The 22,065-nt window shown below is 32.3% G+C and carries 24 protein-coding genes; 1 reads left to right on the forward strand and 23 read right to left on the reverse strand.

Annotation, left to right across the window (positions count from 1 at the left end; translation table 11 throughout):
- Nucleotides 1-4 precede the first annotated feature (4 nt).
- From AC2D8I_RS04555 to AC2D8I_RS04660, 22 genes are all read right to left on the reverse strand, one after another.
- On the reverse strand, nucleotides 5-1,234 hold the full coding sequence (locus AC2D8I_RS04555; protein WP_484704808.1) for a murein hydrolase activator EnvC family protein: 1,230 nt from the start codon (nucleotides 1,232-1,234) through the stop codon (nucleotides 5-7).
- Nucleotides 1,234-2,010 carry a lipoprotein insertase outer membrane protein LolB1 gene (gene lolB1 / locus AC2D8I_RS04560; RefSeq protein ID WP_484704809.1) on the reverse strand — a complete coding sequence of 259 codons (777 nt, stop codon included), beginning with the start codon at nucleotides 2,008-2,010 and terminating at the stop codon, nucleotides 1,234-1,236. Before lolB1 ends, AC2D8I_RS04555 begins: the two co-directional genes overlap by 1 nt.
- Complete coding sequence (locus AC2D8I_RS04565; RefSeq protein ID WP_484704810.1) at nucleotides 2,011-3,375, reverse strand: tetratricopeptide repeat protein; 1,365 nt, start codon at nucleotides 3,373-3,375, stop codon at nucleotides 2,011-2,013.
- A gap of 58 nt (nucleotides 3,376-3,433) precedes the next feature.
- Nucleotides 3,434-4,453: a sugar phosphate nucleotidyltransferase gene (locus AC2D8I_RS04570; protein ID WP_484704811.1), complete on the reverse strand. Its 1,020-nt coding sequence runs from the start codon at nucleotides 4,451-4,453 to the stop codon at nucleotides 3,434-3,436.
- 71 nt (nucleotides 4,454-4,524) lie between these two features.
- On the reverse strand, nucleotides 4,525-4,959 hold the full coding sequence (gene dut / locus AC2D8I_RS04575) for a dUTP diphosphatase (protein WP_484704812.1): 435 nt from the start codon (nucleotides 4,957-4,959) through the stop codon (nucleotides 4,525-4,527).
- Nucleotides 4,960-5,017: 58 nt separating this feature from the next.
- Complete coding sequence (locus AC2D8I_RS04580; protein WP_484704813.1) at nucleotides 5,018-6,448, reverse strand: lipopolysaccharide biosynthesis protein; 1,431 nt, start codon at nucleotides 6,446-6,448, stop codon at nucleotides 5,018-5,020.
- Nucleotides 6,449-6,491: 43 nt separating this feature from the next.
- Nucleotides 6,492-6,980 (reverse strand): hypothetical protein, encoded by a 489-nt coding sequence (locus AC2D8I_RS04585; RefSeq protein WP_484704814.1) that lies wholly within the window; start codon nucleotides 6,978-6,980, stop codon nucleotides 6,492-6,494.
- A 126-nt stretch (nucleotides 6,981-7,106) separates the two neighbouring features.
- A complete protein-coding gene (atpG, locus tag AC2D8I_RS04590; protein ID WP_484704815.1) occupies nucleotides 7,107-7,970 on the reverse strand; it encodes an ATP synthase F1 subunit gamma in 864 nt (287 codons plus the stop codon).
- Nucleotides 7,971-8,040: 70 nt separating this feature from the next.
- Nucleotides 8,041-9,621: a F0F1 ATP synthase subunit alpha gene (gene atpA / locus AC2D8I_RS04595; protein WP_484704816.1), complete on the reverse strand. Its 1,581-nt coding sequence runs from the start codon at nucleotides 9,619-9,621 to the stop codon at nucleotides 8,041-8,043.
- Nucleotides 9,622-9,650: 29 nt separating this feature from the next.
- Entirely contained in the window at nucleotides 9,651-10,187 is a 537-nt protein-coding gene (gene atpH, locus AC2D8I_RS04600) for an ATP synthase F1 subunit delta (RefSeq protein ID WP_484704817.1), read from the reverse strand.
- An 8-nt stretch (nucleotides 10,188-10,195) separates the two neighbouring features.
- The gene (locus AC2D8I_RS04605; protein WP_484704818.1) at nucleotides 10,196-10,687 is read right to left on the reverse strand and encodes a F0F1 ATP synthase subunit B; all 492 of its coding nucleotides are present in this window, start codon (nucleotides 10,685-10,687) and stop codon (nucleotides 10,196-10,198) included.
- Between the two features lie 94 nt (nucleotides 10,688-10,781).
- Nucleotides 10,782-10,985 (reverse strand): ATP synthase F0 subunit C, encoded by a 204-nt coding sequence (gene atpE, locus AC2D8I_RS04610; RefSeq protein ID WP_484704819.1) that lies wholly within the window; start codon nucleotides 10,983-10,985, stop codon nucleotides 10,782-10,784.
- 40 nt (nucleotides 10,986-11,025) lie between these two features.
- Nucleotides 11,026-12,111, reverse strand: coding sequence for a F0F1 ATP synthase subunit A (atpB, locus tag AC2D8I_RS04615; RefSeq protein WP_484704820.1), 1,086 nt, complete (start codon nucleotides 12,109-12,111; stop codon nucleotides 11,026-11,028).
- Between the two features lie 130 nt (nucleotides 12,112-12,241).
- On the reverse strand, nucleotides 12,242-12,628 hold the full coding sequence (locus AC2D8I_RS04620; RefSeq protein ID WP_484704821.1) for a DUF6168 family protein: 387 nt from the start codon (nucleotides 12,626-12,628) through the stop codon (nucleotides 12,242-12,244).
- Nucleotides 12,625-12,852, reverse strand: coding sequence for an AtpZ/AtpI family protein (locus tag AC2D8I_RS04625; RefSeq protein ID WP_484704822.1), 228 nt, complete (start codon nucleotides 12,850-12,852; stop codon nucleotides 12,625-12,627). The genes AC2D8I_RS04620 and AC2D8I_RS04625 overlap by 4 nt, the downstream gene beginning before the upstream one ends.
- Nucleotides 12,824-13,225: a bactofilin family protein gene (locus AC2D8I_RS04630; protein ID WP_484704823.1), complete on the reverse strand. Its 402-nt coding sequence runs from the start codon at nucleotides 13,223-13,225 to the stop codon at nucleotides 12,824-12,826. The genes AC2D8I_RS04625 and AC2D8I_RS04630 overlap by 29 nt, the downstream gene beginning before the upstream one ends.
- 32 nt (nucleotides 13,226-13,257) lie before the next feature.
- Nucleotides 13,258-15,801: a type IX secretion system periplasmic lipoprotein PorW/SprE gene (gene porW / locus AC2D8I_RS04635; RefSeq protein ID WP_484704824.1), complete on the reverse strand. Its 2,544-nt coding sequence runs from the start codon at nucleotides 15,799-15,801 to the stop codon at nucleotides 13,258-13,260.
- A 223-nt stretch (nucleotides 15,802-16,024) separates the two neighbouring features.
- Nucleotides 16,025-16,732, reverse strand: a complete 708-nt coding sequence (locus AC2D8I_RS04640) for an ABC transporter ATP-binding protein (RefSeq protein WP_484704825.1) — start codon at nucleotides 16,730-16,732, stop codon at nucleotides 16,025-16,027.
- Between the two features lie 21 nt (nucleotides 16,733-16,753).
- The gene (locus AC2D8I_RS04645) at nucleotides 16,754-18,226 is read right to left on the reverse strand and encodes a DUF5687 family protein (RefSeq protein ID WP_484704826.1); all 1,473 of its coding nucleotides are present in this window, start codon (nucleotides 18,224-18,226) and stop codon (nucleotides 16,754-16,756) included.
- Between the two features lie 53 nt (nucleotides 18,227-18,279).
- On the reverse strand, nucleotides 18,280-18,444 hold the full coding sequence (locus tag AC2D8I_RS04650; RefSeq protein WP_484704827.1) for a hypothetical protein: 165 nt from the start codon (nucleotides 18,442-18,444) through the stop codon (nucleotides 18,280-18,282).
- A gap of 42 nt (nucleotides 18,445-18,486) precedes the next feature.
- Nucleotides 18,487-18,972, reverse strand: a complete 486-nt coding sequence (locus tag AC2D8I_RS04655) for a hypothetical protein (protein ID WP_484704828.1) — start codon at nucleotides 18,970-18,972, stop codon at nucleotides 18,487-18,489.
- Nucleotides 18,973-19,127: 155 nt separating this feature from the next.
- On the reverse strand, nucleotides 19,128-19,460 hold the full coding sequence (locus tag AC2D8I_RS04660) for a PadR family transcriptional regulator (protein ID WP_484704829.1): 333 nt from the start codon (nucleotides 19,458-19,460) through the stop codon (nucleotides 19,128-19,130).
- 110 nt (nucleotides 19,461-19,570) lie between these two features.
- Here AC2D8I_RS04660 and AC2D8I_RS04665 point away from each other — a divergent pair, with 110 nt between their 5' ends.
- Nucleotides 19,571-20,626, forward strand: coding sequence for a 2Fe-2S iron-sulfur cluster-binding protein (locus AC2D8I_RS04665; RefSeq protein WP_484704830.1), 1,056 nt, complete (start codon nucleotides 19,571-19,573; stop codon nucleotides 20,624-20,626).
- Between the two features lie 399 nt (nucleotides 20,627-21,025).
- Here the strand turns inward: AC2D8I_RS04665 and AC2D8I_RS04670 are convergent, their stop codons facing one another.
- Nucleotides 21,026-22,045, reverse strand: a complete 1,020-nt coding sequence (locus AC2D8I_RS04670; RefSeq protein ID WP_484704831.1) for a glycosyltransferase family 9 protein — start codon at nucleotides 22,043-22,045, stop codon at nucleotides 21,026-21,028.
- Nucleotides 22,046-22,065 lie beyond the last annotated feature (20 nt).

Below are 22,065 nucleotides of genomic sequence, written 5' to 3' on the forward strand. Positions count from 1 at the left end.
GTTATTACATTCTATAAATCCAACTTGCTGGGTTTTGCGTTTTAGTCTCCTTATAAATGCTAAATCTTAATGTGCTTTCGCCTGTTTTAGGATGTGTAAAAACTTCTCCGATATCCTGCTTAGTTTTAACTTTATCCCCTTGCTTAACGTATAATTTACCAAGGTTTTTGTAAGCAGTAATATAATTTCCATGTTTAATTAATACCGTTGGATTACTACGTTTAGGTTTGATTATTCTTAAAACGACACCATTAAAAACTGCACGTACTTTTGCGCCTTTACTTGTAGAAATTCGTACGCCATTACTATTAATAATAAGCGTTTTATCTATTGGAGAGGGCTGTTTTCCATAACGTACTTTCACCACTCCCTTTTCAACTGGCCATGGCAGTTTGCCTTTATTCCCTAAAAAACTCTTTGCTAAAGCTTTATCTTCTGGCGCCATAGCAAACTTAACCGATTTAGTATTTTTCTTTACTTTTTCCTTATTAGATTTTATAATTGCATCTCTAATAATTTTATCGATTTGTTTATCGATCTTACTGGCCTCTTTTTCCTTTTTTCTAATTTGCGCAGTGTACTTCTTTAGGTCCTTTTTTATCGAACGCATTATAAGATTATGCTGCTTTAGCTCTTTCTCAAGTTCTTTTTGTGCCAATTTGTTTTCACTAATCAAATTGCGCTTTTCTTTTTTTTGAGCCAACAACAAAATATTTGAGTTCTGTAAAGCTTGGGCTTTTAGTTTAATGTTTTCGCCTTGTTGTTTTTGGTAATTTGCATATTGATTGATATACTGTATACGCTTATACGCTTGTTTAAAACTGCTTGCTGATAATAAAAACATAACACGACTTTGTTTGTTCTTATTTTTATATGATTTATCAATCATATTCCCATAATTTGTTTTAAGTGCCTTAAGCTCGCTTCTAAGCGATGATATTTCTTTTTGGTTACTATTTATCTCTCGGGTAAGTAAATTCGCCTGCTGATTCGTTACTTTAATTAGGTTGCGCCTTACGTTAACTTTATAATTAAGATCTTCTATTAACGAAATCTGAGATTTTTCTTTGGATTTATTTGATGAAACCAAAGTATTTATCTTTTGTATTTCTCTTCGTAATGCAACGCGTTTAGCTTCTAGCTCTTTTTGTTTTCCGTTTTGAGAAAACACTAACGTGTGACTTAATAAAAAGAAACTTATAACAAAGAAGCTATATACCGGTTTTTTAATCATTACTTTAATTCTATTTCATCGTAACCTGAAGGAATTCTAAAAGGAAATCTAAGATTTTGATTTAATGCTACAGATTTAAATTCTAAATCAATATTTAATTCTTCATTTTTTTGAACCGCAACGATATCTATTATTTTAGGAAATGTTTCGGCATCTATTTTTTGATATGTTGTATAATCTATTCGTAATAACCGTCCTTCTTTAATTTGCCCTATTTCCTGAGTGTCCAACTTAAAAAGACTGGGATTAAGCAAAAAGAAGATCTCATAAAGTTCATCTTGATTTTTAGGTTGCACTACATATGACTTTTCATTAACGTCACTTTTATAGTCTTTTGCATTCAAATCTAAAATTGCTTCTCCTAAAAGCAAATTTTGAACTTTTTTAAAGTCTAATTCTGTTCCCAATAACTCACTCAAATATCTAAAATCCCCGTCAAAATAAGTATTGTCCCAATTATTATAAAAAGCAACTCTATCTGGGGTAATTAAGGCTTTAACGATTCCTAATTTACTTAACCATATTGCCTTGTCCTTTTCCATTCGCATAGAAACGGTTACAGATTGGCTTCTAGTTCCATCATTTGTTTCTATTTTTAATCGCGCAGACAAAGTTTTAAAATTAGTTTTTCTGCTATTGGCTTCTTTTACGATCTGTTTTGTTGAAAGACTAGAATTTAGTGTTCCTGTAGCTATTATTGTTTTTGCTGATTTACAACCAAATACAACTAATATAACAAGTAAAAGTATAGGTGTTTTAATATTTTTAATATTCATTTAATTTGAAAGTTCTAATGCTTTTGCTTTATCACTAAACGTTTTTGCTTTATCTAAATTGTTCAGTGTGTGGTATGCCTTACTTAATTGCTTATAAAAATCGCCTTCCATCTTGTTGTTGTCTATAATATAATCTAAGCCTGCTTCTAAACTATCTACCGCATCACTGGCACGTCCTAAACGGTTTAATGCAACTCCATTTATAAGATATAAAACAGGTTGCGATGGGAACTTTTCTAATGCTTCATCACTTTTTTGTTCTGCTATGGTATAATGCTCTAAATCGATATGTAATAATAATATATTTCGTAATAATCCAAAATTATCGGCTTCTAGTTTTTGCGCTTTTGAATAGTATTTTAGAGCCTCTGCCTTATCCCCTTTTATTAAATAATATTGAGCCAATTCTACAAGTGTCTTACCATCTGTTGCAGCATTAATCACCAAAGAAGCAATCGCAACTAAATCCTTTTCATATTCTTGATGTTTTCCTACGAATTTAACAAAGTCAGATAATACCTTGGCTTTAGATTCTGGTTTGATTTGCCTACTATTCAATACTACTTTCATAGATTCAATGGCTTTACGAGCGTCACCATCGTCTAGATAAAACTTATACAATGCTAAGTGTACCAGTTGTGACTCTGGGTTTATTTCTAAAAGCTTTTGAGCTGTTTCAAAGGCCTTCTTTTTATCATCATTCTCACTGTAACGGTAAATTAATGCTAAATAATTTTTCTCTGCTTCAGGATTATTCTCTACTCGTTCTTCTAAATTGGCTATTTGTTCTTTTTTGCGACCAGTGGCATTATAAATTTGATTTCGAAGCCGGTCTCTCATGGTAGAAACCCCTTGTTCTTCATCCAACTCGTCTAATACTTTGAGTGCCTCTTTATATTTTTTTGTTCGTACATATATAGACGCTAAGTCTTCTTTATAATCGGGATGAAATTTAACCAATTGCTTAACTGTTTTTATGGCTTTATCGTAATTCTTTTGTTGGACATAAGACTCATAAAGTTCATCTAGATACCATTCGTTATCAGGTTGTTTTTTTATCGCTTTTTTTAACGCATCTTCAGCAGCTCCAAAATTTTTAAGTTTATTGTAGTTTTTGCCAAGCTCGAAAAACAGAATAGATTTTGAGTCATCTAATTCAATACATTTAAGCAGAGCAGTTACAGCTTTATCATAGTTCTCTATTCCTTTTTGTTTTAAGGCTTCAAAAAACAATTCTTGATATGCGTCTGAAACATTTCCTAAATCGTCATCTGGCGTTTTATTAAAATCTACTTGTGCATAGGTTAATTGAGGAAAAATAAGCATTCCCAAAAGCAAGTACAATATGTAGATTTTATGTTTCATAAGCTTTTTAAACGGTGTCTTTTTTATATTATAATAACTTAACAACTATCAGTAACAGTTATTCCATTATGGTATAGTCGCCAATACTAATTTTGGTAAAATCACCATCATATTTAACAAAATTTCCAACCATAGCCTCGTCTAAATTAGCATTTTTTATTGTTGTATTATTCTGTATTAAACTATTTTTAACGATTGAATTTTCAACAACACAATCATTACCAATAGATACATTTGGACCAATCGTTGTGTTTTTTAATATTACATTGTCTCCAATATAACAAGGTTCAATAATATTAGATTCTTCTAATTTTACAGAATCTGATATTAATTGCTCTTCATTATCTGCTTGTAAAAAGCCTAACATTCTTGCGTTTGTTTCTAAAGTTACAGCTTTATTTCCGCAATCCATCCACTCACTAACTTCTCCAGTTTTAAAGACTTTGCCATTTGCCATCATTCCTTTAATACCATCATTGATTTGGTATTCCCCACCATTTATAATATTTTGGTCTAACACGTGTTGTAATTGGTCTTTTAACACTGCTACATCTTTAAAATAATAAATACCGATAACAGCCAAATCACTTACAAACTGTTCTGGTTTTTCCACCAATTCAACAATCTCTTGCTTTTCATTTAATTTTACTACGCCATAAGCTTCTGGCTTCTCAACTTGTTTTACCCATATAACGGCATCGGCTTCTGGGTCGAGATTAAAATTAGCTCTTATTAAGGTATCGGCATAAGCAATAACAGCTGGCCCAGAAAGAGATGCTTTGGCACACATAATAGCATGTCCTGTCCCTAACGGTTCATCTTGTCTATAAATAGAAGCCTTTGCGCCTAAGCTTTTAGCTAAATCTTCTAAACTAGAAACAACCGCAGTTCCAAACCAAGCAGGATCGCCCAAAACAAAAGCAATTTCTTCTATAGGCTGATTTAAAACTTTTACGATATCTCTTACTAATCGATGAACAATAGGCTGTCCTGCAACTGGAATTAATGGTTTAGGAACAGTTAAACTGTGCGGCCTTAAACGCGAACCGCGTCCTGCCATTGGTACTATTATTTTCATATTTATAAATCTGTTATCACAGTATTTTAATTATATTATTATTTTAAAGTTTTTAGGTAACCCTCTTGTAATTATTTTACTCCAGTGCTGCCAAACCCTCCTGTTCCACGCGCTGTATCCGACAAAGATTCGACTGCTTGCCACTCGGCACGTTCATGGCTTGCAATGATTAATTGAGCAATACGTTCTCCGTTTTCCAATACGAATACGGTATTAGACAAATTTACCAAAATCACCCCTATTTCGCCTCTATAATCTGCATCGATTGTTCCTGGTGCATTAAGAACAGTTACCCCATTTTTAGCAGCCAAACCACTTCTAGGTCTTACCTGTGCTTCAAAACCTATAGGTAGCTCTATAAATAGCCCTGTAGGTACAATGGCACGCGCCATTGGCGCTAATGTTATACTTTCGTTTATATTGGCTCTTAAATCCATTCCTGCAGATGCTACGGTTTCGTAATGCGGCAAAGCATGTTTAGACTTATTTATAATTTTTATTTGCATTTTTTAAGATCTATCTGTTTTTATAATAATTAAAACGTTTCAATAATTAACGAGAAATCTATGTTTGTTTTTTCACTAATTGTTTTAGTTCTTTTCTTTCAAGCAGTAAAGCGCTAATTAAAAATAATAAAACAAAAACAGTATTTAAATAGTAATTGGCATTGGTTCTTAAGGCTAAGATAGCGAGAACAATTGCTAACAATAAATATCCCACTATTTTTTTTAGATCATAAGGTACGGGATAATACTTTTGACCAAATAAGTAGGATAAAATAACCATGACTCCGTATGCTGCCAATGTTGCCCAAGCTGCAGCTATAAATCCTATTTTATCTATCATTACTAAATTGAAAACAACTGTTACTAGTGCACCAACTATAGAAAGATACATGCCATAGCTTGTTTTATCGGTTAACTTATACCAAATAGCCAAATTAAAATAAATGCCTAAGCATAAATTTGCCAAAAGTACTATGGGAACAATCTCTATAGCGATCCAATAACTTTCATCTCTAACAATTAATAGTTTAAAAATATCTAGATATGAAACTATAAAAACCAACATCGCGCTTCCCACAATAACAAAATACTTCATGATGGTTGCATAAGTTTCTTTTGCGTTTTCTGATTTTGAATGATTGAAGAAAAAAGGCTCTGCTCCTAATCGAAATGCTTGTATAAAAATAGTCATAAATACTGCTATTTTATAACAACCACTATACGCACCATTAATATCTTTACCTAATGCGTCTGGTAATATCCATTTATCGAAATTCTCATTAATTACATATGCAATGCCCGCAACCATAATTGGCCACCCATAACTTATTAATTCCTTAAAAATAGTACTACTGAACTGTAATTTTGTCTTAAAGAAATAAGGCATTAGCAATAAAAAAGTAGAGCTGCTTGCGATTAAATTTGCTATAAATATATATTTTACTAAATCTGATTTATCATAACCTGGAAAGCTAATTCCAAACTTAGGTATGGCCCAGAGAAAAAAGAAATTTAATATCACAACAACAGCAATGTTTGCGATTTTTATTGCAGCAAACTTAATTGGCCTTCCTGTGGCTCTCAAATAAGCAAAGGGTGCTACAACTAATGTATCTAGTACCAAAAGGCTTAATAATAAATTAAAATAAGTCTGGTCTATCTCCATTGCATTTGAAAGTTGCTCATTAAAAATAAGCATAAGTACTAGAAATAAAACAGTGGTAACTATAAGGCTAATAAATGTTGTTGAAAACACCTTATCCTTTTCTTTAGATTTACTAAAAAACCTAAAAAAAGCGGTTTCCATTCCATAGGTAAGCAAAACATTAAAAAAAGCGGCATACACATAAAACGTTGTATTATCAGAATAGCTTGCTGTTGGTAAAGTATCTGTATGTAATGGAACAAGCACAAAATTCATAAGTCTTGGCAAAACTGTAGCCAAACCATATATTATTGTGTCTTTAAAGAACTTTTTAAGTACGCTCAATGTATTATATATCTATGTTTTGTTTCCTTTAGAACGCCAGTATTTAATTTACAGGTGGGCTCGTTGGGTAGTATTCGCCTGCTTTTTCTTTGATATTCCCTATTTTAAAATACTTTGTCTCTCCTTTTTCTATGTAGCTAATAACGCATTCATTTGCAGCCAATTTAAAAGGAAATCGTTGTGCTTTATTCTCATGAACCGCCTTGGTATTGTCATGAGTTAGAATAGCATTAGGCTTTACTTTTTTAATCGTTGCAAAATAAGAAGCTTTACCGCTTTTTAACTTCCCTTTCATGTTTCTAAAAAATACACTATCTACAACGGTATTGTTATACATTACTAGGTTTGGGAAATAGATGTTAACACCCGAACCGCCATCTTTTATACCTGCAACCCATTCTTGGAAATAAACACGATTATGCGCTAAAGGGGCTTCCTTCTGTAGTTTTAGTTTTGAGCCAGAGCAATGGAAAAGGCTTATAGCTAAAACAAATACCGTTAGAAGTTTAAGTGTACGCTTATGAAATCTCATTATTATTTGTTTTTTAGATAAATATACAAATTCATATTCTATACTATAAAAAAAGCCTTGCTGAAAATCAGCAAGGCCTTATATTTATGATTTAAAAGCCTTTATTTCAAAAGGTTAATTTTAAATTTAATTATTTAATGCTTCTGCACCACCTACAATTTCCAAGATTTCATTGGTAATTGCAGCTTGACGTGCTTTATTATAAGTCAATTTTAATTGATCTCTAAGCTCTGTAGCATTATCTGTTGCTTTATGCATAGCAGTCATACGAGCGCCATGTTCACTTGCAAAAGAATCTCTAATACCTTTGTATAATTGTGTTTTTAAAGATTTAGGAATTAACTCTTCTACAATCTCCTCTTTTGATGGCTCAAAGATATAATCAAGATTAGTATTTCCGTTTTCTCCTGCAACTGGCACTATTGGTAAAAACTGCTCAGTCATCACAATTTGAGTGGCTGCATTTTTAAATTTATTGTAAACGATTTCGATTTTATCGAATTCACCTGCAACAAATTTATCCATTAGCATTTCTGCTATTGCAGCAACATTATCAAACGTTAGATTGTCTAAAACCTCACTTTTATTAGCGATAATACAATCTAATTTTTCGAAAGCATCGTTCGCTTTTTTACCAATGGCAAGAACAGAAACCTTTTTTCCTGCATACACATTGTTCATTAAGTGATTCGTTTGCTTAATAATATTAGTGTTAAATGCACCACATAATCCTCTGTTTGAAGTTATAGCAACTACAAGTACATTTTTAACGTCATTTTGTGCTGCATATTTACTTCCAGAATCTGCATCAAGTGTTGCGCTTAAATTTTGTAAAAGCTCTGTTAACTTATCTGCATAAGGACGCATAGCAGTAATAGCATCTTGTGCCTTCTTTAACTTTGCAGCAGATACCATTTTCATAGCACTGGTAATTTGCATTGTAGAAGATACAGACGATATTCTGTTACGTATTTCTTTTAAGTTTGCCATGTTTACAAGTTATGGGTTATGAGTATGGGGTTGCAAATAACTATTTTTACAACCCTGAACTCTGAACTTTTTATCCTTTATATTTCGCTGAAAGATCTTTACATACAGATAATAATGTATCTGTAACCTCGTCAGTTAATTTCCCTGCTTTTAAAGTGTTTAAAACATCTTTATGTTTCGCATTTAAGAACTCGATAAAATCTCTTTCAAATTCTTTAATTTTGTTTACAGGAACATCCTTTAATAAGTTTTTAGAACCTGCATAGATAATTGCGACTTGATCTTCTACTTTAAAAGGTTCGTTTTGACCTTGCTTTAAGATCTCTACGTTACGTTTTCCTTTTTCAATTACATTTAAAGTAACGGCATCTAAATCGGAACCAAACTTAGCAAACGCTTCTAATTCGCGGTACTGTGCTTGATCTAATTTTAATGTTCCAGATACTTTTTTCATGGATTTAATCTGTGCATTACCACCAACACGAGATACAGAAATACCTACGTTAATTGCTGGACGTACACCAGAGTTAAATAAATCTCCATCTAAGAATATCTGCCCATCTGTAATAGAAATTACGTTGGTTGGGATATATGCTGAAACGTCACCTGCTTGTGTTTCAATAATTGGTAATGCAGTTAAAGAACCGCCTCCTTTTACGATTGGCTTTAATGAATCTGGTAAATCATTCATTTCTTTAGCGATAGCATCGTTATTAATGATTTTTGCAGAACGCTCTAATAATCTTGAGTGTAAATAAAATACATCCCCAGGATAGGCTTCACGTCCTGGTGGACGTCTTAATAATAATGAAACCTCACGGTAAGCAACGGCTTGTTTTGATAAATCATCAAACACAATTAACGCTGGTCTACCAGTATCTCTAAAATACTCTCCAATAGATGCTCCAGTCATTGGTGCATATACTTGCATTGCAGCAGGATCTGATGCATTTGCAGCGACTATTGTAGTATAAGCTAAAGCTCCTTTTTCCTCTAAGGTTTTAGCAATTAATGCCACTGTTGAAGCCTTTTGCCCTACAGCAACGTATATACAATATACAGGTTCCCCTGCATCGTAAAATTCTTTTTGATTTAAGATTGCATCAATACAAACTGCCGTTTTACCAGTTTGTCTGTCACCAATTACCAGCTCACGTTGTCCTCTACCTACTGGAATCATTGCATCAATGGCTTTAATTCCGGTCTGTAATGGTTCGGTTACTGGCTCACGGTAAATAACACCAGGTGCTTTACGTTCTAAAGGCATTTCGTAAGTCTCTCCAGCAATAGGTCCTTTTCCATCGATAGGATTTCCTAAAGTATCTACAACACGTCCAACGATACCTTCTCCTACTTTAATAGAAGCGATACGAGAGGTACGTTTTACAGTAGAACCTTCTTTTACTCCAGTTGATCCACCTAATAATACGATACCTACGTTATCTTCTTCTAAATTAAGTACAATTCCTTCTGCACCACCTTCGAATTCGACTAATTCTCCGTATTGAGCGTTAGCTAATCCGTAAGCACGTACAATACCATCACCTACAGTTAATACTGTTCCAACTTCGTCTAGTGAAGCACCTGCTTCAAAACCTGAAAGTTGTTGTTTTAAGATTGCTGATACTTCAGCTGGTTTTACTTCTGCCATCTTATTATTTATTTAGATATAAATATATCTTAGTTTAATGTAAATTCTCTTTTTAATTTGCTCAGTTGATTTGCAATACTTGCGTTGTATTGTATATCTCCTACACGTAAGATAAAGCCCCCTAAGATTGCTTCATCTATAACACTTTCTACTTCGACGTCTTTACCTGTAAGCTCTTTAACTTTCGCTAAAACCTTTACTTTTAAATCTCCTGTTAATGGTAAAGCTGTTGTTACTGTAGCAACTTCAGTTCCGCGTTGTTCATCGTATAATCTAGAAAATTCGGAAGCAACAACGCCTAATAAAGCTAATCGTTTATTAGTTACTAACGTATCAATAGTATTTACTGTTAATACATTAACATTTTTAAATATTTCTAATAACGATGCTTTTTTAATTGAAGCACTTACCACAGGACTTTGAAGCATTTCGCTTAAGTCTTTACTATCGGCGATAGTTTTTGCGATAAGCTTCATATCGTTATTTACAGTTTCTGCTGTATTTTGATCGTTTGCCAAGCTTAACACTGCTTTTGCGTATCGTATTGCTGCTCTTGCTCCTACCATTTCTTAAATTAATTAAGTTTTGCTTCACCTAACATAGACTCTACCAACTGTAATTGTTTGTCCTTATTAGATAATTCTTGACGCACCATTTTTTCAGCAATATCAACAGACAAACCAGCCACGTGGTTTTTAAGCTCTGACATAGCTGCTTTCTTTTCGCTATCTATAGCGATTTGTGCTTGTTCAATCATTTTGTTTGCTTGCGCTTGTGCTTCTTCTTTAGCATCGGCAACCATTTTATTTTTAATGTCTCTAGCATCTTTAAGCATTGCTTCACGCTCTGCACGTGCTTCATTTAACAATTTCTCGTTATCTGCTTGAAGATTTTGCATTTCTTTCTTAGCGTTTTCAGCAGATTCTAATGCATTATTAATAGATTCTTCTCTGCTTTTCACGGCGCCTAAAATAGGTTTCCAAGCAAACTTTTTCAATAAGAAAAAGAATACAACAAAGATGATAGTAGTCCAAAAAATTAAACTTTCTGGTGCAGTAAAGTTCATATCTATATTTTTATTTAATTATTTTTTCAATTTAAAATTCTTCCCAAAACCAACCGTTTTGGGAAGAATTAGTTTCTTTTCAAAAATTACTTAATTACCCGTTTGTAATTAAAGCAACTACCACTGCGAAAAGTGCAACCCCTTCAATAAGAGCGGCAGCTATAATCATTGCAGTTTGAATTTTTGAAGTAGCTTCTGGTTGACGAGCAATTGCATCCATTGCAGATCCACCAATTTTTCCAATCCCGATTCCTGCTCCAATTGCAGCTAATCCAGCACCGATTCCAGCTAATACCATAGTAATAAAATTTATTTAGTTAATAATTAAAAAACTCGATTTAATGATGGTCATGTTCGGCAACAGCCTGACCAATAAACAATGCCGACAACAATGTAAATACATACGCTTGCAGTGCAGCAACCAACATCTCTAAGACACTCATAAATAAAACGAAGGCTCCAGAAACTGGCGCTATGAACACGCTTTTAAAGATGAATATTAGAGAAATTAAACTTAATATAATAATGTGACCAGCAGTAATGTTTGCGAATAAACGAATCATTAATGCAAATGGTTTTGTAAACATTCCAATAATTTCAATTGGCACCATAATAGGATATAATGCTTTTGGTACTGGTGGCATTAAAATATGCTTCCAATAATCTTTATTCCCGCTAAATGTTGTAATCACAAACGTGATAAATGACAACACAAACGTGAAAAATATATTTCCTGTTAAGTTAGAACTAAACGGAAAGAATGGGATTAAGCCAACTAAGTTATTAATCCATATAAAGAAAAATATGGTTAACAAGTACGGCATATACTTAGCATACTTTTTCTCGCCAATATTGGGAACAGCAATATCATCTTTAACGAACAAAACCAAAGGTTCAAGAAAACCCGCAAGTCCTTTTGGTGCTTTATCATTTTTCTTATAAGAACGCGCTACCAAACCAAATAATAAAAAGATAACTATTGCAGACATTAGCATTGAAAACACCAATTTAGTAATTGAAAAATCCAGCGGCCTTGCCTCAAAGTTAAAAGCTCCTTTTTCCGCTGCTGTTAATGCTTCGAACTTGTTTTTATAAAAAATAACATCATTGTAACGTACAAACTCTTGACCGTTTACTGCTACAACATGATGTCCAGTATTATCGTGATGGAATTTTTCTGAAGAAAACATAGTCAATCCATTATCTGTCCATAGTATTACGGGCAAATAAAAAGATATTGGGTGACCGTTCCAGTCTGCAATGTGGAATTCATGAGAATCACCAATGTGACTATTAATCAATTCACTTGCGTTAAATTCTTTATCATCGCCGTGATTACCGCCATTGTCTGCTATTGCAAATAATGGAACCAAAGCGAAAACTAATATTGCAATTAATTTGATAGATTTTTGTGCTATCGCCATACCTTTTTATAATAAAAAATTATCGTCCTAAAATTTCGGTGCAAATGTACGGTATTAATTATAATTTTGAAGTCTTAAATTAAAAAAAAAAATCAAGAATTTAATGCCCTTATTTTTAGAGTAGTAAAACCTATTTTTTATTCAGCGTTTTAAGTACAAATAGCGTTTCTATAAGTAAGTATAGAAAGTAGGGAATAAAAAAGGCTAAAACATCATTTATTGAAGACTGTGTTCTGTTGCGAATTAAAGGCAATAGAAACACAATAGCGGCCATCATTTTTAATAAGCTACAGGCCATAAAAGCAAAGCCTGTTTTGTCTGAAAAGGTTTTATGTACAAAAAGAATACTTATATAAATAAGTAACGTTGCAAAGAAATGAAACACATAAATACTCCAAGTACTATAAAAAAAAGAAGTGGTCTCTTTTAAGTGTTCTACAATTAAATATTGAATCCCAAAGAGCACTAATGTAAAAGGGATTAATACGATTAAAAAGGGTTTTAATTTCTGAATCATTCTTTATCTTTATTCATAGACATAACCTGCTTAATCACTACATACATCGCTGAGACGACTCCTAGTAGTGAAAAAATGATAGTATATGCACTATATGCATTAGGGAACTTCTCATCTAACTTAATGCCTATAAATGAAAACACACAAATAATAGCGATCATTTGAAAGGCTATGCCTGAGAATTTAATGTAATTGTTAAGCTGTTTTTTTGGTTTTTGTTCCATTTTGCAGTTCTTTTATAGTGGTTTTCATAACACATGTTACATTAAACACTGCTCCAGGTTCCACGGCTAACTTTTCTGTTATAACCTCTCCTTCTACTTGCGCAGAAGCCTTTAATGTTAAGGTCCCTGTAAGATTCAATTTCCCAGAAAATTTACCTTCAAAATAAGCGTTAGCGCTTTCTAATGCTCCAACAATTTCCCCTGTTTTTCCAACAACAACTTTTCCGGGTGTTTTAATATTTCCTTCAATAATTCCGTCTATTCTTAAATCGCCCTCACTAGAGAAATCACCTACAATTTTGGTGCCTTTTGCTATTTTATTTTGAATAGATGTATTATCCTGTTGCTTGTCTTTTTTGTTCTCAGAAAACATGTTATTATTTATTTTTTTTGGGAGTTATATTATTATTGACTTATTAAATAAGCATCTAAATTTTTATGAATTTGAACAATTCTATAATTTTGAGAGGAAATTGCAAATGCAGGTTTTTTAATCTCATCTCCTTTTTCTAATATTTGAGAAAACCCTTTGGCACCATCTATACTTTTTAAACCATGCACTACTATAAATATAGTATTTTCTTTGTACAAATCTACAGAAACCGTTAGATCATAATATTTCACTTGTTTTACCGCTTCTTCTAAAACCTTTACAAAGGTATTAATTTCATCTTCACTAGAATCTGTAAATTGATATATTACTTTAAAGTTTTTGGCCGTAGTGTCGTCTCCAAATACTTTATTTGACAACACAGTAAATCCTTTGGAAATCATTTCTTGTGCTTGCATTCCCTCTGGGGTATTGGCATAATTTGCAGCAATAGCATTTATCGCTTTACTATAAGCTTCAAATCCGTATAAACGCCCTGTTGCCGTTGCTTTTAGCAGTTCAAACTTTGGCACAATTGCATCGCCTTCTAGTCTATTAATATAATACTCACTAGTATTGATAACTTCTAAAAACCGCTGTTCTTCAAACAACTTATATGTCTGCTCATAAAGGCTTTCTGGGCTATTTTTATCGCGATCTAAAACCAGTTCTGGATTACGAAGTATTTGTGCATAACGCGACTCTGGGTAATGGGTTATAATATCGTTTTTAGCTATTGAAGCTTCATCTGCCTCTCCTAGTGCTTGATAAATTTTATACAAATTATATTTTGAAGGCAATATTAAACGCTCTTCAGGATTACTTTTTAACAACGCTAAAAACTTCTCTTTTGAGAGTTCATATTCTTTAAACTTCTCCTTATAAATAAGGCCCAATTGGTAGTATGCAAAGTTTCTATCTTTAGATAAACTATCGATTGCTTTTTCTTCGGTTGGAATTTTTGATATATAATATTGTGGATCAAACAATTCATTATTCTCATCTAAACTCAAGAGTTCTTCTGCTGATGCTGCGCTTATACCTGATGCGCCACGACTTGAGGATGATGCCCAGCCATCTTTAAGTTCGCGATTACCCCAAACTCTTAAGAACTCGTTTTTTCCATAGGCTACAGTTGTAGGGTTATAAAAATAAAATACCGATCCTTTATTTGAAGCGCCGCCTTTAGGTTTTACAATATTCCCACTTCCTGTACTATTTGCTGCTAAGCCCCTTTTTTGTTCTTCGATTGCTAAACGTTCTTTTTCGGCTTCTGCTTTGGTTATTAATTTGTTTGTATAAGCTTCAAAATAAGCTAACCTATCGGCTTCATTCATAGCAACCAAATTTAGTATACTATCGTTTGTTTCGGCAATATCTTCATAATAAATAACATCGTCTAGGTTGTCTCTTTTTCGCTTTATAGTCCTATATGGTTTGCTATCTTTAACCATATTAATCATTGTACTATCAAAATATGCGCCTGCATTTTTATAAGCATTAGCATCAAAGCTCATATCCCCAAGCGTTTCGTAATTTTTAGCAACTAAAATTTTATCTTGAGAGCGTGTTTTTATAGATTTATTATAATAGACCACTGCTAAGGAGTCATTAGCCGTTTTGAGATAATACGTTCCTATTTGATGGTATATATGATCTAAAAAAGGCCTGTTCTCTCTATTTACTTCGAGCTTTGTTAAATGCTCTAAAAAAGCAATTTTATCACCGTTCTCATAATCAAAATTCTTAGCTTTTTCTACTTCTGCGCCTATAAGATATTTCCGCGGTATTCTCCGGTTTAAGTCTATAACTCTATCGAAAGCAATGTTTGCACTATCCTTATCGTTTAAGGCATTATAGAGTTGCCCTTGAATAAAACGATAACGCCCTTCTTCATTCCGTTTTTTAGTTTCACTAGCCGCAATGTCAATTTGCGTTAATGCACTATCCAATGCTTTGGTGTTAATATAAGCTTGTGCTAATATAGATGTTGCATCTGCTAAATCCTGCCCTTCTATTTCTTCTTGCTTTAACAAGCGTTTTAAATTTTTAATAGCCAACTCATTATTATCTAAACGCATGTTGGTTTTTTCTCTCCAAACTTTAGCTTGGTTGATGTTACTACTTGCTGGATATTTATATAGAATGTAGTTAAAAGCCTCTAATGCAGGTACAAAACGCTGGTCAAAATAGCGCGATTTTCCTAGTAATAAGTAAGCTTCATCTATTTGAGGATTTTTTTCTTTCCCATTAATATTCATGCCATGCCTTTGGATGGCTTTTACCGATTTTTCTTCGGCAATTGTAAAGTCTGAGTCTTTAGAATCGCCAGGTAAGATTAGATCTTCGTCTATTTGCATACGTTCTACTGGTAAAATGTCCCAATAGTTATCTCTGTATGAGTTATTAAGATTTGTTCTTCCTTTTTCTAAAGCGACATTGCCATTAAACAAAGTGTTGTATTCTGTAGTTACTGCGTGAAAATTTCTACTAACGAAAGTATCCTTTTTACGAGAACACCCTGTTATTATTATAACAGCGGCTGTGACGAGCAATATTGGTTTTAATATTATTTTCAACGTTGTTGTATTTAATCTAATACATAACTTTAATCTTATGCGAATATTATATATTTATCTCATAAGCTCGTAAAAATAAGCATCTTTTTCAGTTTATACCAAAATATAAGTTTAAAGTTATAGGTTCAAGATTATAGATATATGCTAATATACCGCGTTAAATCTTAAAACATTTATTCTTTTTTAGATTTCAGGCATTGCATCTGGCTTTCCAGCATATTTTTTAAAGTTCTACAACATTCGAAAAATGTAATTCTAATTCTTTTAACGTTGCTTCACTTGTTTTAAGGTCTTTAATAACTTCGCCTTTCTCTAGCACAACAATACGCTCACAAACATCGGTAACATGCAAAAGATCATGACTAGAAATCAAAACCGTAATCCCTTGTTTTTCAGCTAAATTTTTAATAATACCTTTTAATCTAATTTGAGTTGTTGGATCAAGATTAGCAAAGGGCTCATCGAGTATAATAACCTCTGGATTTCCTATAAGTGCAGCCACAATCCCTACTTTTTTCTGATTTCCTTTACTTAGGTCTCTTAAATATTTTTTTTGATTTAAAATTTCTCCATGAAAAAAGTCTTCAAATTGTGATAAAAGTTGATCAACATCATTTGCGTTTTGCTCACGAAGTTCACCTATAAAATAGAAGTATTCTTCGGCAGTTAAATATCCAATCAAAAAACTTTCATCTATAAAAGACGCTGTAAAAGGCTTCCAGTCTTCACTTTCATTAACTGCAACGCCGTTATTTACAATACGCCCTGTTGTTGGTTGTATTAAATCCAATAACAAGCTAAAATAAGTTGTTTTACCTGCACCATTATTGCCTACCAACCCAAAACTTTGTCCTTTAGGAATTTCAAGATTTTCAATATTTAAAACTGTAGAATCGTTGTATTTTTTAGAAATATTTGATGTCGTGATCATTGTTTTGTCTTTTTAAATTGGTTATTTTTTTTCTGAAAACGCAGCTATAGTCTTATATTTTCCTTTTTGGTAAACGGCTTCAATTTTATTGAAAATGGCATTTCTAAAAACAATCCCCAAAACACCACTTAAAGCTAATACCGCAAGCCCAACCTCAAAATTAACAAGCTTATACGGAATATAGAACAAGCCCATTGGAAGGAGTAGTTTAGGCAAACTTATTAATAATTGTGTGGGATTAAATCCATTGGTATTACTAAAGGCTTTTGCTTTGACATTAAGCTCTACCGGCACTCTATTTAGCACTCCTCCATAAAGTGTTATAAATGAATTTAACCCAATATTAAAGAAGGCCCCTGCGGCTATCATTCCAAAAATATCCCATCCAAAATAAATATAGGGTGTACTTAAAACAAAAGAAAGCAATACGGCAAAAACCATTAAATACCATTTAGACTGCAAATAGGTTTTGTATTGTATATTTTGACTCATTAGCATTTTATAATATTCGCTATCCCATGAGGGCACTAGTTGCCCGAAAGTCATTAAAAAGCCACCTGTTACAAACATAGAAGCAAAAGCCAACATTGCTGGCATCTCTTTATAAGCCTCTTGAGTATAAAATATAAGGCCGTAAAATAAAAAGATAAAAGACATAAACATAACCTGTCGTGGCCTTACATTTCTCCAAATAAGTTTTACATCATTTTTAATAAACGGTGCGACAACTCCAAAACGGTTCATCCAAGATAAATCGGCTGCATTAACTTCCTTTATTTTTTTAGAGATCGCATTGTCTAAATAAAATCCTTTTTTTATAAAGTTAAAATTCACTAAATAAAATCCTATCGCTATTAACACAGGAAACACAACTAGGTAAGAGTGTATATACAGTGCATTAAAGACCGCGCCAATAGGTTCTGATATTTTAAAAATATGATAGAACTCTAAGCCTGTAAAAACCCCTAAAATGGCTACTATTACATAAAAAGCAAAATTATTTTTATTAATAAGAAAATTTATAAAATTATTAGTTAGCGTAATGGAAATTACGGCAACAAGCCAACACAGAACATTTATTACAGGATATCCGTTAACTAACAAAACTACAGCGAACGGTATGAATACAAATAATGGTAAAAAGTTAAAGAAAGACAATGTTGTTTTTCCTAATAAAAAATGAATTACAGCATTTCGTTTCACAGGAATTGTCATTAATGGCTTCACATTCATTACTGGTAATTGCTGGAAAAAATAACGAATAAGTAAGTCGGAAAGAAACCAATAAATCAAGAAATTATTTAGAATGTGAATTGGATCGGCTGTAGGCGCTACTTTTTTTAAAATAAAAAATAGACCAACCCCAAACATAAGGGCTGCGCCACCAAAACAAAGCACCGCTAAAAACAGTAAAATTTTAATCGCTAAACCTTTTTGAAAATAGGAAGCTCGTCGAAACTGCTTCCATTCTAAACTTATAAAATGCTTGAACATATCTATATTTATTGTTTACTTTTAATAAGTTAGTATTATAAAACAACAAAATGTTACATCCCGTATTCGGGATATGTTTTTTTAAGAAGTTTTTGAGCTTCGTTTGGTAATAACTGAAGACTAATATAACTACTTATTACAATGAGTGTAAATACTAAAGAAGCTATAAGTGCTACAACATTACTCCCAAACATATCATATCTATTGGAGTTTATCATCTGAAAAAACAAAAACAAATACGAAGAACCAACGACTGAAGCTTATTGAAAAATAATATCCTCCAAAAGCCATTTTTTTTGCTTAGCGCTTTTTCTTTTTTCATAGGCTTTACGTAACGCTGCGCCTTTATAAACCGACCATACTCCTGCGACAGTAAATATTGGGACCGTAAAATACAATACATAGTCACTCTTTACTATTAAATAAAACGCTAGAAATAAAGATAGCGTTATGACGAATTGTGGCAATTCAAACCATTTTTTCAAATAGGTCCATAAATACCCATAGTAACGTTTATTCATTGCTTTTTGTCTGGCATCAATAACATTCATAAAACCAAAAATACCAAATTTCTTAAAAGACAGATCACGAGATGTTTCAAAAGATAGTTCTGGTTGTGTTTTCCAAATGTCTTCAATATCGTTTGCTAAGTGATCTACTAATTCTGTTTGCAGGTCATAATGCTCTACAAAATGTTTTCTTGTAAAAAGATACAGCTCTTCTATTTGTAATTTTGTAAGTTTCATTTTTGTATTAACACGTTTTTTAAAAGTTCTAAAAACAGTGCCTTCTATTAATTATTATCCTTTTATAAATTCAATACAACACACTTAAACATAACACTTAATCCTTTAATCTCCTTTAATAAGTAACCAACCTGTGATCATTTATTGTTTTAACCTTAACTAAATGTAGGATTTATAAGGACTTGCATTGTTTTAATATAATTTTCAAGCTCTGCTAATTTATTTGCAGTTTCTTTTGTTCCATGTTCCGTTATCTTATAATATTTACGCAACCTATTGTCTACTTTTTTCACTTCGACCTCTAATAACCCTTCTGCTTCTAATTTATGTAAGGCTGGGTACAAAGCGCCCTCCGTAATATGCAACGCCCCTTTTGTTATCACTTTAACTTTTTGAGTAATTTCATAACCATACATTTTATCCCTTTCATTTAAAAGTTTTAAGATAATAGTTGTTAAACTCCCTTTATATAGTTTAGAATTGCTCATGACTCAAATATATACCTAATTTTCTTATGCATAAAATTATTATGTATTATTTTTTTCATAATTGCTCTAATAACTCTAAACCCTTCACTATTTTTACAAAAAAAAATAACATGTCGCAATTTCATAAATTAACGATACAAGATATTCATAGAGAAACTTCTCAAGCTGTTACACTAACATTTTCAATTCCTGAAAATTTAAAAGACGCTTTTACCTTTAAAGCTGGACAGTATATTACTTTAAGAACAGCAATTAATGGTGAAGATATAAGACGCGATTATTCGTTATGTTCCACTCCAAAAAGTGGTATTTTAAAGGTTGCCGTTAAAGAAGTAAAAAACGGTAAGTTCTCAAAATATGCAAATAGCGAATTAAAAATTGGAGATGTTTTAGATGTTGCAACACCAAACGGCCGTTTTATTTTTGAATCCGATGCTAGTAAAAGTAGAACTATAGCCGCATTTGCAGCAGGAAGTGGAATCACTCCTATTTTAAGTATTGCTAAAACTGTTTTAGAGGAAGAACCCAATAGTACTTTTGTTTTAGTTTATGGAAACAAAACCACTAAAGACACTATATTTTTAAATGAACTCTTAGAGTTACAACACAAATACAGTCAACGACTTACAATACAATTTGTTTTTAGTCAAGCTCAAGAGAACAATGCCATTTTTGGAAGAATAGAAAAAAGCACTGTTAATCTTATTGTTAAAAACAAATACAAGCACACCACTATTGACGCTTTTTATCTTTGCGGACCAGAAGCAATGATCAATACCGTAAAAAGTGTTTTAACCGAGAATGCTATCACAGAAGATCTTATTTTTTACGAGCTTTTTAAAGCTGCCAAGGCCACTGAAGCCATAGCAGAATCTAATACAGCAGGAAGTTCAACCATAAAAATAATTGTTGATGATGAGGAAGCGACTTTTGAAATGCAAAAAAAGCAAACCATTTTAGAAGCAGCTTTAGATCAAGATTTAGATGCTCCCTATTCATGTCAAGGTGGAATTTGTAGTAGTTGTATTGCCAAGGTTACCGAAGGAAATGCAACTATGCGTCAAAACAATATTCTCACAGATGGTGAAGTAGCAGAAGGGTTAATACTAACTTGTCAAGCTCATCCAACCACTTCAAAAATAACAGTAGACTTTGATGATGTTTAAAAACTAAGCATCATCTTTTTTCTAAACGCTCAAGTTTTAAGGTTTTTAAACACATTAAATATAGCTTTAAAATTAAAGTTCAATTATTTTACTAATTGTTTCTATTGTATGCCAATTTAAAATACTGGCTTTAGCATTTTATTCATAAAGGTATTCTCAAACACAAAGTAACTATGCTATAAAAGATTATTTTAACACCAAACCCATTTCATCCCAAAAAATAAACTTTTTATCGAAAAAGTATTATTTTTTTCAGTTTAACAAAATTTATATCGATAAAATGCTTAAATTTAATTGAATTTATAACTCTAAATATTTGTTAGTTTAAGGGATAATATAATTTTAGGGGATTAGTTGTAAATTAAAAAAGCCTTATCGGAAGATAAGGCTTTTGTGCATTTATATAATAGAGGTAATTTTCTTTATAACATTTTCTGGGGATATTGTTCTAGAGGCTTCTTTATAGCTTTCTGGGAAGACATTGCCATAAATAGAAGTGGGTATTAATGGAAATACTTTTTTATCAGCGAGTAATTGATAATCATCTGGCTGATTAAATGGTTTAAACCCTGCAAAAGGGTGTGTTACATTCCAAATAGTAACTACTTTTTTTCCAAGCATAGCAGCTATATGTGCATTTCCTGAATCCATAGACAGCATTACACTTAAATTTGAGATAACATCTAATTCTTCATCCAAGCTTAACTCACCAGCTAAGTTTATAACATTTGCATATTTATTTTGATACCCCTTAAGTATTGCAATTTCATTTTCACCTCCACCAAACAATAAAATCTTATGATCTTTAGATAACTGCGCCATTACGTCCTCCAAAAGATCTAATGGATACATCTTAGATTCATATTGGGCAAAAGGTGCAATTCCTATCCATTTTTTAGCATCAGTTCCTATAAGTTTTTGCGCATGAACACTTAATTTTTTTTCTGAAAAATTTACCGATTTATTTAAATCTATGTTATAGCCCAATTGCTTAAAGACATCAACATAGCGTTCATGTGTTGTTTTTAATTGCTTAAAGATTTCTCCTTTAACAAGCGCTTTTTTCTCATTTCTCCCTTTATCTATTTGTTTGAAAGCCTTACCTAAAAAAAAGGATTTCAATATTTTGGTTCGCAATACATTATGTATGTCTGCAATGGCATCTATTTTTAATGCCTTTATTTCTTTAGATAATCTATATAAACCAAAAAGCCCTTTATGCTTACCTTTTAAATCGGGTGAAAGCACTTCCACATTAGGCAGATCTCTAAAGAAAGGTTTAAAAAACGCACGCGTTAAAACCGTTATTTTAACTTCTGGATATTGTAAGCAGAAAGCACTTAAAACAGGAACTGACATCGCTACATCTCCCATTGCCGAAAGACGGATAACTAGTATATGTTTTTGCTTAGATTTCATCTTAGTTTAAAAAACAGTCT

It is taken from the genome of Lacinutrix sp. YIN62, from assembly GCF_057219185.1.

Bases quoted from the DNA above. Each gene is read 5' to 3' on its own strand.
- AC2D8I_RS04555 (WP_484704808.1), bottom strand. From the start codon at position 1,234: ATGATTAAAAAACCGGTATATAGCTTCTTTGTTATAAGTTTCTTTTTA.
- lolB1 (WP_484704809.1), bottom strand. From the start codon at position 2,010: ATGAATATTAAAAATATTAAAACACCTATACTTTTACTTGTTATATTA.
- AC2D8I_RS04565 (WP_484704810.1), bottom strand. From the start codon at position 3,375: ATGAAACATAAAATCTACATATTGTACTTGCTTTTGGGAATGCTTATT.
- AC2D8I_RS04570 (WP_484704811.1), bottom strand. From the start codon at position 4,453: ATGAAAATAATAGTACCAATGGCAGGACGCGGTTCGCGTTTAAGGCCG.
- dut (WP_484704812.1), bottom strand. From the start codon at position 4,959: ATGCAAATAAAAATTATAAATAAGTCTAAACATGCTTTGCCGCATTAC.
- AC2D8I_RS04585 (WP_484704814.1), bottom strand. From the start codon at position 6,980: ATGAGATTTCATAAGCGTACACTTAAACTTCTAACGGTATTTGTTTTA.
- atpG (WP_484704815.1), bottom strand. From the start codon at position 7,970: ATGGCAAACTTAAAAGAAATACGTAACAGAATATCGTCTGTATCTTCT.
- atpA (WP_484704816.1), bottom strand. From the start codon at position 9,621: ATGGCAGAAGTAAAACCAGCTGAAGTATCAGCAATCTTAAAACAACAA.
- atpH (WP_484704817.1), bottom strand. From the start codon at position 10,187: ATGGTAGGAGCAAGAGCAGCAATACGATACGCAAAAGCAGTGTTAAGC.
- AC2D8I_RS04605 (WP_484704818.1), bottom strand. From the start codon at position 10,687: ATGAACTTTACTGCACCAGAAAGTTTAATTTTTTGGACTACTATCATC.
- atpE (WP_484704819.1), bottom strand. From the start codon at position 10,985: ATGGTATTAGCTGGAATCGGTGCTGGATTAGCTGCAATTGGAGCAGGA.
- atpB (WP_484704820.1), bottom strand. From the start codon at position 12,111: ATGGCGATAGCACAAAAATCTATCAAATTAATTGCAATATTAGTTTTC.
- AC2D8I_RS04620 (WP_484704821.1), bottom strand. From the start codon at position 12,628: ATGATTCAGAAATTAAAACCCTTTTTAATCGTATTAATCCCTTTTACA.
- AC2D8I_RS04625 (WP_484704822.1), bottom strand. From the start codon at position 12,852: ATGGAACAAAAACCAAAAAAACAGCTTAACAATTACATTAAATTCTCA.
- AC2D8I_RS04630 (WP_484704823.1), bottom strand. From the start codon at position 13,225: ATGTTTTCTGAGAACAAAAAAGACAAGCAACAGGATAATACATCTATT.
- AC2D8I_RS04640 (WP_484704825.1), bottom strand. From the start codon at position 16,732: ATGATCACGACATCAAATATTTCTAAAAAATACAACGATTCTACAGTT.
- AC2D8I_RS04645 (WP_484704826.1), bottom strand. From the start codon at position 18,226: ATGTTCAAGCATTTTATAAGTTTAGAATGGAAGCAGTTTCGACGAGCT.
- AC2D8I_RS04650 (WP_484704827.1), bottom strand. From the start codon at position 18,444: ATGATAAACTCCAATAGATATGATATGTTTGGGAGTAATGTTGTAGCA.
- AC2D8I_RS04655 (WP_484704828.1), bottom strand. From the start codon at position 18,972: ATGAAACTTACAAAATTACAAATAGAAGAGCTGTATCTTTTTACAAGA.
- AC2D8I_RS04660 (WP_484704829.1), bottom strand. From the start codon at position 19,460: ATGAGCAATTCTAAACTATATAAAGGGAGTTTAACAACTATTATCTTA.
- AC2D8I_RS04665 (WP_484704830.1), top strand. From the start codon at position 19,571: ATGTCGCAATTTCATAAATTAACGATACAAGATATTCATAGAGAAACT.
- AC2D8I_RS04670 (WP_484704831.1), bottom strand. From the start codon at position 22,045: ATGAAATCTAAGCAAAAACATATACTAGTTATCCGTCTTTCGGCAATG.